This window comes from Pseudomonas sp. GW821-FHT02H06, assembly GCF_059421525.1.
Window position 1 is genome coordinate 90,039 of sequence record NZ_JBWKVD010000003.1, and the last position, 12,333, is coordinate 102,371.

At 62.0% G+C, this 12,333-nt stretch carries 10 protein-coding genes; 7 read left to right on the forward strand and 3 right to left on the reverse strand.

Going from position 1 to position 12,333, the window contains the following annotated elements; all coding sequences use genetic code 11:
* Window positions 1-48: 48 nt before the first annotated feature.
* The 3 genes from AC07VF_RS06400 to AC07VF_RS06410 form a co-directional block, all read right to left on the reverse strand.
* Entirely contained in the window at window positions 49-279 is a 231-nt protein-coding gene (locus AC07VF_RS06400) for a hypothetical protein (protein WP_192171319.1), read from the reverse strand.
* Between the two features lie 180 nt (window positions 280-459).
* A complete protein-coding gene (aguA, locus tag AC07VF_RS06405) occupies window positions 460-1,566 on the reverse strand; it encodes an agmatine deiminase (protein ID WP_346629470.1) in 1,107 nt (368 codons plus the stop codon).
* Window positions 1,567-1,728: 162 nt separating this feature from the next.
* Entirely contained in the window at window positions 1,729-4,647 is a 2,919-nt protein-coding gene (locus AC07VF_RS06410) for an aminotransferase (protein ID WP_495008407.1), read from the reverse strand.
* A gap of 294 nt (window positions 4,648-4,941) precedes the next feature.
* Here AC07VF_RS06410 and rfbB point away from each other — a divergent pair, with 294 nt between their 5' ends.
* The 7 genes from rfbB (at window position 4,942) to AC07VF_RS06445 (ending at window position 12,050) form a co-directional block, all read left to right on the forward strand.
* The gene (gene rfbB / locus AC07VF_RS06415; protein ID WP_192171322.1) at window positions 4,942-6,021 is read left to right on the forward strand and encodes a dTDP-glucose 4,6-dehydratase; all 1,080 of its coding nucleotides are present in this window, start codon (window positions 4,942-4,944) and stop codon (window positions 6,019-6,021) included.
* Window positions 6,018-6,893 carry a glucose-1-phosphate thymidylyltransferase RfbA gene (gene rfbA, locus AC07VF_RS06420; RefSeq protein WP_495008406.1) on the forward strand — a complete coding sequence of 292 codons (876 nt, stop codon included), beginning with the start codon at window positions 6,018-6,020 and terminating at the stop codon, window positions 6,891-6,893. The genes rfbB and rfbA overlap by 4 nt, the downstream gene beginning before the upstream one ends.
* On the forward strand, window positions 6,890-7,435 hold the full coding sequence (gene rfbC, locus AC07VF_RS06425; protein ID WP_427683082.1) for a dTDP-4-dehydrorhamnose 3,5-epimerase: 546 nt from the start codon (window positions 6,890-6,892) through the stop codon (window positions 7,433-7,435). The genes rfbA and rfbC overlap by 4 nt, the downstream gene beginning before the upstream one ends.
* A complete protein-coding gene (gene rfbD, locus AC07VF_RS06430; RefSeq protein WP_495008405.1) occupies window positions 7,432-8,313 on the forward strand; it encodes a dTDP-4-dehydrorhamnose reductase in 882 nt (293 codons plus the stop codon). The genes rfbC and rfbD overlap by 4 nt, the downstream gene beginning before the upstream one ends.
* Window positions 8,314-8,402: 89 nt before the next feature.
* Window positions 8,403-10,217, forward strand: a complete 1,815-nt coding sequence (locus AC07VF_RS06435; protein WP_495008404.1) for a sensor histidine kinase — start codon at window positions 8,403-8,405, stop codon at window positions 10,215-10,217.
* Window positions 10,214-11,590, forward strand: coding sequence for a sigma-54-dependent transcriptional regulator (locus AC07VF_RS06440; RefSeq protein ID WP_192171327.1), 1,377 nt, complete (start codon window positions 10,214-10,216; stop codon window positions 11,588-11,590). Before AC07VF_RS06435 ends, AC07VF_RS06440 begins: the two co-directional genes overlap by 4 nt.
* Entirely contained in the window at window positions 11,583-12,050 is a 468-nt protein-coding gene (locus AC07VF_RS06445; protein WP_495008403.1) for a YiiD C-terminal domain-containing protein, read from the forward strand. Before AC07VF_RS06440 ends, AC07VF_RS06445 begins: the two co-directional genes overlap by 8 nt.
* The last annotated feature ends 283 nt before the right edge of the window (window positions 12,051-12,333 follow it).

Sequence of the window (12,333 nt, forward strand, 5' to 3'; positions counted from 1 at the left end):
TGATGGGAGTCAAACGGAGGCCCTGTAATGCCTGTTGCTCTAACTTCGTCAGCTGTGGAGCACGCCCAGCAACGCTTCGATCTCGGCGTCGTTGATCAGCCCGCTGGGGTACCGCTTCGTTAGCATCTTGCGAAAATCGCCCCGTTGTTTCAGCGCCTGTTCGTCGTGCATGGGCACCATCGGGATCCGGGTCGTCCGTAACCAGTCCGCCATCATCTGCCGTGCTTCACTGCTCGCAGAAAAACCTCGAGTCACTCGCAACTCATGACCTGCGTTCATAAGGACAACCTCTTATGTCGTGGACTGCGAAATCTACGGAGCTTTTGTTACAGACGGACGACCTTGCGGGGGCATTTACGCACCGCTGGGATCCCATCTTCCTACGGCTGACCGGAAACCGTCCGCCCATAAAAAAGCCCATCGTCTGATGGGCTTGATGACAGCAAGAAGCGAACCAACTCAGCCCCGGTGGGGGGCCGGTTGCTGCTGCGTAAGGCAGTGAATGTTGCCTCCGCCCAGTAGCATTTCGCGGCCAGGGACCATGACCACCTCGTGTTCCGGGAACAGCTGCTGGAGGATCTGGCGGGCCGTGTCATCCATCGGATCGTCGAAACACGGGGCAATGATCCCGCCGTTGACGATCAGAAAATTCACGTACGAGCCGGCCAGACGCACCGATGGGTTGCGCTCCTGACTGCCGTGCACCTGATCAACCCCGGCGCACTCTTCTTCGGTGGCATACAGCGGACCCGGGATCGGCATCTTGTGTACGACAAACGGACGTCCCTTGGCGTCGCGGGCATTTTCCAGCACCTTCATGGCTGCCTGGCAGCGCGGGAAATTGGGGTCTTTCGGATCATCTGTCCAGGCGAGTAACACTTCACCGGGGCGTACGTAGCAGCAGAAGTTATCCACATGCCCGTCGGTCTCGTCGTTATACAAACCATCCGGCAGCCAGATGATTTTTTCGACCGACAGGTGATCGCGCAGCACCGCTTCAATGTCTTCGCGAGACAGGTGCGGGTTGCGGTTGCGATTGAGCAGGCACTCTTCGGTGGTGATCAGCGTGCCCTCGCCATCGACGTGGATCGAACCGCCTTCCAGCACGAAACCTTCGGTGACATAGCGCGGGCAGCGCTCGATTTCCAACACTTTGCTGGCGACCTGTTCGTCCAGGTTCCACGGTGCGTACAGCCCGCCGTCGAAACCGCCCCAGGCATTGAAGCCCCAATTGACGCCGCGAACCTCCCCCGCGTCGTTGATGACGAAGGTTGGGCCGCTGTCGCGTACCCAGGCGTCGTTGCTGCTGAGCTCGACCACGCGAATGTTGGGCACGTCCAGCCGCGCGCGGGCGTTGTCGTACTGTGCGGCCGAGACGCCAACGGTGACGGGCTCGAAACGGGCGATGGCCTTGGCCACTGCGACGTGATCGTTCTGCACGGGCTTGCCGCCCAGACGCCAGTTGTCAGGGCGCTCGGGCCAGATCATCCAGGTTTGCGTCTGCGGCGCCCACTCGGCAGGCATGTAGAAGCCATCGGCGCGGGGGGTGCTGTTGAGAGTGGTCACAGTAATCAGAACTCCATGAAACGACGAGGGCGTCTACGGCAAAATAAGAGAGACGTTATAGACGATAAAAATCGGATTTAAAAACATTAATCAAGCTTCCTGCGCTTGCCGTGGCAATTTACACCGATATATATCGGCCAATTCAAGGCTGGGACAGCCCACTCAACTCTCCAGCTCACTGAGCACCTTCGACACGCTGTCGACAAAGAAGTCCACGCTCCGGCGGCTGGTCACCATTGGCGGTTTGATCTTAAGGATGTTCAGATGATCCCCCGTAGGCTGCATGAAGATCCCCAGCTCACGGAGACGATCACACAAGTAGGCCGTTTCCTCGGTTGCAGGCTCCAGCGTCTCGCGGTCGCGTACCAGTTCCAACCCCAGATAGAACCCCGAGCCGTGAACAGCCCCGGCCAGCGGATGTTTGTCGATCAGCGCCAGCAGGCGTTCCTTGAAATAGCCGCCCACCACGCGGGCGTTTTCCCACAGCTTTTCTTCCTCCATGACGTCGAGTACTGCCATGCCGATGCGGCAACTCACCGGGCTGCCGCCGGACGACGAAAAGAAATAGCCCTCGGCCTCTAGCGCCTCCGCGATCTCGCGACGGGTGATGACGGCGCCGAGGGGATGACCGTTGCCCATGCCTTTGGCCATGGTGATGATGTCCGGCGTCACGCCCTGCTCTTCGAAGCCCCAGAAGTAATGACCGAGACGGCCGTAACCCACTTGCACTTCATCGGCGATGCACACCCCGCCTTGGGCGCGGACTTTGTCGTACACCTGCTGCAGATAACCCGGCGGCAACGAAATCCCGCCGGCGTTGCCGTATACCGGTTCGCAGATGAAGCCCGCCACTTGCCGACCTTGCTCCTTTAGCGCGGTCAAGTGCGCGTCTACGCTGCGCAGGTAGAACGGCGTGCTGTCCGCGCCACGAAACTCGCCACGATAGGTATTGGGCGCGACCACGGGATGGACCCAGTCGGGACGCGTGCTCAGCGCTTGCGGGTTGTCGGCGATGGATGTCGAGATGGCATCGGTCGCTACCGACCAGCCGTGATAAGCCTCCAGTACGCTCAGGACATCGCGCCCGCCGCTGTAGGCCCAGGCCAGACGAATCGCCAGATCATTCGCCTCGGTGCCGCTGTTCACCAGAAACACCCGGTCCATGCCCGCAGGCGCCAGCTTCAGCAGCCGCTCGGAAAACTCGGCGATTGCCGCGTAATGAAAGCGTGAGTTGGTGTTGAGCAGCGACCACTGCCGCGCCGCAACCTCAGCCATGCGTGGATGGCCATGACCGAGCACCGCGACGTTGTTGAGCATGTCCAGATAAGAACGGCCCTGCAGGTCGATCAGGTGGTTGCGCCAGCCACGCTCGATCTGCGGCGGGGCCTGGTAATAATGCTTTTGCGAACGGGCAAAACTGGCGTCGCGACGGGCGAGCAACGCGGCGGAATCTGCCAGCGCAGGCGCATCGCAATCAAAACCCAGCAGCCCTTTGGGGGACGGACACAACGCACGCCAGGCGGCTGCCCGCGAAGGCGTGGTGAACAGCGGCGGGCTCACATCCGGCTCTGAACACCGCTGCACGATCAACGCGCCGCCGCCCTGCCCGATCAGGTCGCCCGCGCCGAACTCGACGCCGGAGTCGAAATCAGAACGCACGCCCCACAGGCGCAGACTCACTTCGGCGCCCACCAGCTGCAACGCGCCGTCGGCAGTGTGACGCAAATTGCCGGCAAATGGCGCATGAACAGCGGTGCCATGGGGGATCTGCAATTCAGCATGCAGCGCGAAGGTGTCCGGCTCTTTCGCGCTGTCTGTCAGCGTGCGGGACAACCGGTATTCGCCATAGCGGCTGGCCGCCAGGCCGTGGTGTTGAACCGCGTCTTTCAGCAGTTGCTCATCGATGCCACTGTGTTCCCAGTTGCCCGCCACGAAATGCTCGCTGAGCACACCCAGATCGATAAGGGTAAAACTCTGCCCGCTCAAGCTCGGCAACAGCGGCGAAAACGCCTCGGCCTCTTCGTCCGCTTCCCACTCACCCACCGCGTCGAGAATCGCCGCTTCCATCAGCGCAATCGGCACGGAGGTGGCGACGTCGAAGATGTTCCACTCGCTGGCCAGATTGGCCTGGATGTAAGCGTTGTCTGGCTCGATGCTCGCCTGTTGCTCGCTGCTCAAGACCAGAACAGCCGAGCGCGCGACGATCAACGGCCACAGCGCCAGCAGCTCCTCGCTCTGAAGCGGGTTGATTTGGTGGTAAGCCTGAATGGCGGGCAGGATGAAAAACGGTTCGCCGTCGGCATGGTGCAGCAGCGCGGCGCAGGTCACCGAGAGGTCGGCGATGCGCCACGTGCGCACCAGATCACCGAAGTCGATCAGCCCTTGAAGCTGCCACTGGCGGTGGGCGTCTCGGGCCCAGACCACGTTGTATTCGGTGATGTCCATGTGAATGGCTTGCACCGGCAGCGACGCCACCAGCGGCAGCAAATAGGCCTGGGCCTGCTCGGCGGCCTCGGCGATACAGGCGCGCTTGTCGGCATCGACAATGACCGGGAGCAGATGCTCAATCAACGCAAACGCGTGCCGCGGGTCCCACTGCAACACACGGTCCAGACCTGGGTGCTCGAAACCGGCCAGCGCGACATCAACACGAGCGCAGAGCTGCGCCAATCCGGTCACGACGTGCCGGTTCAGATGCGCGACGTGGGCCAGTGATTGTCCGTCGATAAACTCGAGAACGCGCAGGTGCACGGCGTTGTCGTTGTGATCGACAGACAACAAGTCTTCACCGTTCAGCCCTGGCATCACGGCCGGCACGCGCACCTGCGGCTGTGCGCCCAGATGCCGCAACGCGGCATGCTGTGCGGCAAGCTCGGTGGTTGAGTAAGCGCCATGGCAGATCTTCAGGACGAAACGGCGCCCGTCACCGCAGTCCAGCAGGAAGTTTCGGTCTTGATGGCTGCCCAACTCCTTTAATGTTCCCGACAGCCCGTAATACGTCGCCAGCCATTCACCGGCCTGCACGGCGTCGACGTCCGGGCATGGCAGGCTGGAACGACGAATCAAGGTGTCGAGCGACATGAAAGGAGTCCTGAGAGAGAAAGGCGCGAACAATATCGCCAGTTGCGCGACCGTTAATCAACCCCGCGCCTTTTGCCAGTAAAGAAATGCGTTAAAGGACCGATAGATAGGCCAGGCGTTAAGCCCGTGAAACACCCGCGGCGGTTTAATGGCGCTGATTGCCATGGGCCATCAATTAATTTCATCGCTTGTTGGCGGATTGCTCCTTGCGTCAGTCAGCAAGGCCCCACAAGCTATGCTCCATCGTCCTACGCCTTTATCGTCTTACGTCTTTCCAGGGAAGAAGGTTTATCCATGCGAATACTTGTTACCGGTGGCGCCGGCTTCATCGGCTCTGCGCTGATCCGTCATCTGATCAACAACACCGATCACGACGTCCTCAATTTCGACAAGCTGACCTACGCCGGGAATCTTGAGTCGCTGCAGGGCATTGCGAACAACACTCGGTATGAGTTCGTGCAAGAAGACATCGTTGATCAGGCTGCGGTGAGCAAAGTCCTCGCGCGCTTCAAGCCGGACGCGATCATGCACTTGGCGGCTGAGTCCCACGTCGACCGTTCGATTGACGGCCCGTCGGAGTTCATTCAGACCAACATCGTCGGCACTTACAGCCTGCTGGAAGCGACCCGCAGCTACTGGCTGACCTTGCCGGAGGCCGAGCGCGCCGCCTTTCGCTTCCACCACATCTCCACTGACGAAGTGTATGGCGACCTGCATGGCGTGGACGACCTGTTCACCGAAACCACGCCCTACGCGCCAAGCTCGCCGTATTCGGCCAGCAAAGCGGCATCGGATCATCTGGTTCGCGCCTGGCAGCGCACCTACGGGCTGCCGGTGGTCGTCACCAACTGCTCGAACAACTACGGCCCGTTCCACTTCCCCGAGAAGCTCATCCCGCTGGTGATTCTCAATGCCCTGGCCGGGAAGCCGCTGCCGGTGTACGGCAACGGCTTGCAGGTGCGTGACTGGCTGTTCGTCGAAGACCACGCCCGCGCATTGCTTAAGGTGGTAACTGAGGGCAAGGTCGGCGAGACCTACAACATCGGCGGCCATAACGAACAAAAGAACATCGACGTCGTGCGCGGCATCTGCGCGCTGCTCGAAGAGCTGGCGCCGGAACAGCGCAAAGGCGTGGACCACTACGCGGACCTGATCACCTACGTGACCGACCGCCCGGGCCATGACATGCGTTACGCCATCGACGCCAGCAAGATCGAGCGCGAACTGGGCTGGACACCGGAAGAGACATTCGAATCCGGCCTGCGCAAAACCGTGCAGTGGTATCTCGACAATCTTGAATGGTGCCGCAACGTGCAAGACGGCAGCTATAAGGGCGAACGCCTGGGCACCAACGTGAAGGAACTGATCGCATGACTAAAGGAATTGTACTGGCCGGCGGCTCGGGCACACGCCTGCACCCGATCACCCTCGGGGTCTCAAAACAGCTGTTGCCGATCTATGACAAACCGATGATCTATTACCCGATCTCGGTGCTGATGCTGGCCGGGATCAAGGACATCCTGGTCATCTCGACGCCGCTGGACCTGCCGCAGTACCGGGCGCTGCTGGGTGACGGCAGTCAGTTCGGCGTGCGCTTTCATTACGAGGAGCAGCCCAAGCCGGACGGCCTCGCGCAGGCATTCCTGATTGGCGAAGAGTTCATCGGCGATGACTCGGTGTGCCTGATTCTCGGCGACAACATCTTCCACGGTCAGCACTTCAGCGAGCAGCTCAAGCGTGCGGCGGACAACACCTCCGGCGCGACTGTGTTTGGCTACTGGGTCAAGGATCCGGAGCGTTTCGGCGTGATCGACTTTGATGAGGACGGCCACGCGCTGTCCATCGAAGAGAAGCCCAAGGCGCCGAAGTCCAGCTATGCCGTGACCGGACTGTATTTTTACGACAACGAAGTCATTCAGATCGCCAAGGACGTCAAGCCGTCCCCGCGCGGCGAGCTGGAGATTACCGACGTCAACAACGCCTACCTCAAGCGCGGCGACCTGCGCGTCGAGCGCTTTGGCCGCGGCTTCGCCTGGCTCGATACGGGTACTCACGACAGCCTGCTGGACGCGTCGCAATACGTGCAAACCATTGAGCACCGTCAGGGCCTGAAGGTCGCGTGCCTGGAAGAAATCGCCTACCAGAACGGCTGGATCGACCGCGCCCACCTGTTGAACAGGGCTGACTATTTCGGCAAGACCGGCTACGGTCAGTACCTGTTCAAGATCGCAGGGGAAAGTCAGTGAAAGTGGTTGCCAGCAAGTTGCCTGAAGTCCTCATCATCGAACCCAAGGTGTTCGGCGATGAGCGTGGCTTCTTTTACGAAAGTTTCAACGCCCGGGCCTTTGCCGAGGCCACCGGCGTCGCCGATCAGTTCGTTCAGGACAATCACTCGCGCTCGCAGAAAGGTGTCCTGCGCGGGTTGCATTACCAAATCGACAACCCACAGGGCAAACTGGTGCGCGTGACCGTCGGTCGCGTGCTGGACATCGCTGTCGACATCCGTCGCAGTTCGCCACAGTTCGGCCAGTGGTTCGGTCTGGAGCTGTCTGCCGAAAACGCTCGCCAGCTGTGGATTCCCAAGGGTTTCGCCCACGGCTTCGTGGTGTTGAGCGACTACGCAGAATTTCTCTACAAGACCACCGACTACTACACGCCGTCGGCCGAGCGCTGCATTCGTTGGGACGATCCTGAGCTGGGCATCGACTGGGGCTTGAGCGAAGCACCTCAATTGTCGGCCAAGGATCAGGTCGGCAAGCTCCTGAAAGACGCGGACCTGTTCCCGTGAGTGCGCCGCTGCGCATTTTGATCAGCGGGCAACACGGCCAGGTCTCCCATGCGCTGCAGCAACGCCTGCAGAACACGGGTGAGCTGATCGTGCTGGGCCGTGATCAGCTGGATTTGAGTCAGCCGGAATCCATCCGCCCGGTGGTTCGCGACATCAAACCGGACCTGATCATCAACGCTGCCGCGCACACGGCAGTGGATCAGGCCGAAAGCGAGCCGGACCTGGCCTTCGCCATTAACGCGACGTCCCCCGGTGTATTCGCTGAAGAAGCTGCGACACTGGGCATTCCGCTGATTCACTACTCCACCGATTACGTGTTCGACGGCAGCAAGGCTGGCGCGTGGGTTGAGTCCGACGCGCCGAATCCGCTGGGCGTCTACGGCAGCAGCAAGCTGGCGGGCGAGCGGGCTATCGCCGCAGCGGGCGGGCAGCACCTGATTTTGCGCACGAGCTGGGTGTACTCCCTGACCGGGCGCAACTTTCTGCTGACCATGCAGCGCTTGTTGCAGGAGCGCGAGAAGCTGTCGATCGTCGCCGACCAGATCGGCGCGCCCACCTGGGCCGGCACCATCGCCGCCAGCACCGGTGCACTGATCGAACGCTGGCGTGACGGTGCGCCAGGCGCCTGGGGTGTTTATCACCTGACGGCCAGCGGCGAAACGTCGTGGTTCGGGTTCGCTGAAGCCATTGGTCAGCAGTTGATCAACAGCGGCAAACCCTGCGCGACCCTTGAGCCGATTGCTTCCAGCGCTTACCCGACGCCGGCTGCACGCCCGCTCAATTCGCGTCTGGATTGCAGCCGATTGCAGCGCGAGTGGGGCGTCAGCCAGCCGGACTGGCACGAAGCGTTGCTGGAGTGCTTAGCGCAGCAGCGGTAGGCATAATGGGCCGACTCGATGTTGAGCGGCTGCGGAATAATGATTCATCCGCAGCCGCTCTACACCGCAACGAACCCACCGGCGATTTCATGATCAGCACTAACGCCCTTCCCCGCCGCCCTCGCTGGCGCAGCCTTGCCTTACTGGCGCTGATCCTCGCCCCGTTGCTGTGGCCGCTCGAACGCCTGGCCGAACACTATTACCGCAATGAGCTGCTGAGCCAGAATCGCCAGACCCTCGATCTGTACGTCGCCAACCTGCTGGGCACGTTGCACCGCTATGAAGTTCTGCCACAGATTCTCGGCGACCTGCCCGGGCTGCGCGCCATGTTGGCGAACCCCCAAGACAAACAGGCGCAAGCCCAGGCGAACGTGCTGCTGATGAACACCGCCCGGCAGACCGGCGCCGAGGTGATCTACCTGATGGCGCCCAATGGCGACACCCTCGCCGCGTCGAACTGGGACAAACGCGACAGCTTCGTTGGCCGCAACTTCGCCTTCCGCCCGTATTTCAGCAATGCCATGGCTGGCAATCTCGGCCGCTTTTTCGGCCTGGGCACAACGTCAGCCAAACGCGGCTACTTCTTCGCGGCCGCCGTGCGCGACGGCGACACTGTGATCGGTGTGCTGGTGGTCAAGGTCGACCTGGACCTCACTGAAACCTTGTGGGGCAAAACGCCGGAACAGTTGCTCGTCACCGACCACAACGGCGTGGTGATCCTGACCTCTAATCCGGCCTGGCGTTTCCGCGCCACGCGCCCGCTGAGTGAGGAAGAAAAGCAGGCGATCGTCGCCATCCAGCCCTACCCGACCCGCGATCCGCGCCCGCTGCAGCTGGATGAAAACGGCTGGCTCAAGCAAACCCAGCAGATCGACGAGACCGGCTGGAGCGTGAACATCCTCGCCCCCCAGATGCTGGTGTCGAGGCCGGTGCGGACGGTGGTTGCCATTGGCGGTGGTGCGTTGCTGGTGCTGATGCTTCTATTGGGGCTGATGATGCAGCGCCGCCGCCATTATCTGGATCGCATCAACTTCGAGGCCAAGGCGCGCCGGGAGCTGGAAGTGCGAGTCGCCGAGCGGACCTGCGATCTGGAAGGCGTCAACCAGCGACTGCGTCAGGAAGTTCTCGAACGCGAGCAGGCGCAGCAGGAACTGTTTCGCGCCCAGGACGAACTGGTTCAGGCCGGCAAGCTGTCAGCGCTGGGCACGATGTCGGCGAGCATCAGCCATGAACTCAACCAGCCGCTGGCGGCGATTCGCAGCTACGCCGAGAACGCCGAAGTGCTGCTCGATCATCAGCGCACCGAAGACGCCCGCGGCAACCTCAAGCTGATCAGCGAACTCACCGGGCGCATGGCGTCGATTATTGCGCACCTGCGCGCCTTCGCCCGGCGTGACCGGCATGCGCCTGAAAGCGTGGCGCTGCAGCCAGCGCTGGACGATGCGCTGGCCCTGCTCGCCAAGCGTCGGCGCGCGATGGAAGTGGAATTGATCCGCGATTTACCCGCCGCGACCTTGTGGGTGCAGGCCGGCGAGACGCGGCTGCGTCAGGTGCTGGGGAATCTACTGGCGAATGCGCTGGATGCCCTGACCGAGAAAGGCCCGCCGCGCAAATTGTGGATCAGCGCAGAGTACAACGCCGAGGGCGTCAATCTGTACATTCGCGACAACGGCCCGGGGTTTTCCAAAGAGGCGCTGGAGCACGCCCGCGAGCCGTTTTTCACCACCAAGACGCGCACCCAGGGTCTCGGCCTGGGCCTGGCGATCTGCGATACGCTGATGCGCGCACTGGGCGGCGAGCTGCTGTTCGCCAATCACCCGGAAGGCGGTGCGCTGCTGACGTTGCGGATGCGCACCGGCGCCTCGGGCGTCAACCTTCAACCGTCTGAGGACTTATCTGCATGAGCACCGACGCCATCGACAGCCGCATTCAGGTGGTGCTGATCGACGACGACCCGCACCTGCGTCAGGCCCTGAGCCAGACGCTCGATCTCGCCGGCCTGAAAATCCTGCCGCTGAGCGACGCCAAAGGCCTGCAAGCGCGCATCGAGCGTGACTGGCCGGGAGTGATCGTCAGTGACATTCGCATGCCGGGCATCGACGGCCTCGAACTGCTCCACCAGCTGCACGCCCAGGATCCGGAGTTGCCGGTGTTGCTGATCACCGGCCACGGCGACGTGCCGCTGGCGGTGCAGGCCATGCGCGCCGGCGCCTACGATTTTCTGGAAAAACCCTTTGCCAGCGACGCACTGCTCGACAGCGTTCGGCGCGCCCTGGCGCTGCGCAGGCTGGTGCTGGACAACCGAAGCCTGCGGCTCGAGCTCAGCGATCGTCAGCAACTGAGCACGCGACTGGTGGGATTATCCGCCCCCATCCAGCGCCTGCGCGATCAGATCGGCGCGCTGGCCGCGACCAAGGCTGACGTGTTGATTCTTGGCGAAACGGGCGCCGGCAAGGAAGTGGTCGCCCGCGCACTGCATGACTTGTCCAATCGCCGTAACGGTCCGTTCGTGGCGATCAACGCCGGGGCGCTGGCGGAGTCGGTGGTGGAAAGCGAGCTGTTCGGCCACGAGTCGGGCGCCTTCACGGGTGCGCAGAAGCGCCGCATCGGCAAGTTCGAATTCGCCAACGGCGGCACGCTGTTTCTGGATGAAATCGAAAGCATGAGCATGGACGTTCAGGTCAAGCTGCTGCGTTTGCTGCAAGAGCGCGTGGTTGAGCGGCTGGGCGGGAATCAGCAGATCCCGTTGGACATCCGGGTGATCGCGGCGACCAAAGAAGACCTGCGCCAGGCGGCGGACCAAGGGCGTTTCAGGCCCGACTTGTATTACCGCCTCAATGTCGCGCCGTTGCGCATTCCTCCGCTGCGCGAGCGTGGCGAAGACGCGTTGGTGCTGTTCCAGCATTTCGCCGATACCGCCAGTTTGCGCCACGGTCTGCCCCGCCATGAATTGCAGCCGGGGCATCGGGCGCTGCTGCTGCGTCACACCTGGCCGGGCAACGTACGTGAACTGCAGAACGCCGCCGAGCGTTTCGCCTTGGGCCTTGAGCTGGAACTGGAAGGCGAGGCGCAGCCGGATCTGGTGGCGTCCAATGGCGGGCTGAGCGAGCAGGTCGAGGCGTTCGAGCGAGCGTTGATTGCCGCCGAACTGACCCGTCCGCACAGCTCGGTCCGCAGCCTCGCCGAAGCCTTGGGCCTGCCACGCAAAACCCTGCACGACAAACTGCGCAAGCACGGGCTGACTTTCAACGGCGCGGGGTCCGACGACAATGACTGATCGGGATTGTCTTTCCGCTGAAGGCCTGGAAGCGGTGCTGCACCGGGACATTCCCCTCACCCGGGAGATGGGCGTCAAGGTGCTGGGCTGGCGAGACCATCAACTGCGCCTGCACCTGCCGTTGGCGCCCAACGTCAATCACAAGAACACCTTGTTCGGCGGCAGCCTGTACTGCGGCGCGGTACTGGCGGGCTGGGGTTGGCTGTACTTGCGGCTCAAGGAAGCCGGGATCGACGACGGGCACATTGTGATTCAGGACGGCCAGATCAGTTATCCCCTGCCGGTCACCCGCGACGGCGTCGCCATTTGCGACGCACCGGATGAAGCGAGCTGGGAGAAATTCCTGAAGCTCTACCACCGACGCGGCCGTGCGCGCCTGACGCTGCATACCCGGATCGTGGCTGATGGATCAGAAGAAACGGCAGTGGAATTCGTCGGGCAGTTCGTGCTGCATCGCTGAACAAAGCTGCCCGACACGCCTTGCCTATGTGGGAGTGACCGGGGTGGCGCTCCACCTTGCTCACGAAGACGGCATTACAGCCGCTGAACATTGCGTGGATATACCAACCTATTCGCGAGCAAGCTCGCTCCCACAATCCGTATTCAGCAGAGACATCTGCAGCGTCTTCTGACACCGCGCTTTCTCGCAGCAGACACAGCCCCTGTGGGAGTGAGCTTGCTCACGAAGACGGCATTCCAGCCGCTGAACATTGCATGGATATAACGGCCTATTCGCGAGCACG

Bases quoted from the DNA above. Each gene is read 5' to 3' on its own strand.
- AC07VF_RS06400 (WP_192171319.1), bottom strand. From the start codon at position 279: ATGAACGCAGGTCATGAGTTGCGAGTGACTCGAGGTTTTTCTGCGAGC.
- AC07VF_RS06410 (WP_495008407.1), bottom strand. From the start codon at position 4,647: ATGTCGCTCGACACCTTGATTCGTCGTTCCAGCCTGCCATGCCCGGAC.
- rfbB (WP_192171322.1), top strand. From the start codon at position 4,942: ATGCGAATACTTGTTACCGGTGGCGCCGGCTTCATCGGCTCTGCGCTG.
- rfbA (WP_495008406.1), top strand. From the start codon at position 6,018: ATGACTAAAGGAATTGTACTGGCCGGCGGCTCGGGCACACGCCTGCAC.
- AC07VF_RS06435 (WP_495008404.1), top strand. From the start codon at position 8,403: ATGATCAGCACTAACGCCCTTCCCCGCCGCCCTCGCTGGCGCAGCCTT.
- AC07VF_RS06440 (WP_192171327.1), top strand. From the start codon at position 10,214: ATGAGCACCGACGCCATCGACAGCCGCATTCAGGTGGTGCTGATCGAC.
- AC07VF_RS06445 (WP_495008403.1), top strand. From the start codon at position 11,583: ATGACTGATCGGGATTGTCTTTCCGCTGAAGGCCTGGAAGCGGTGCTG.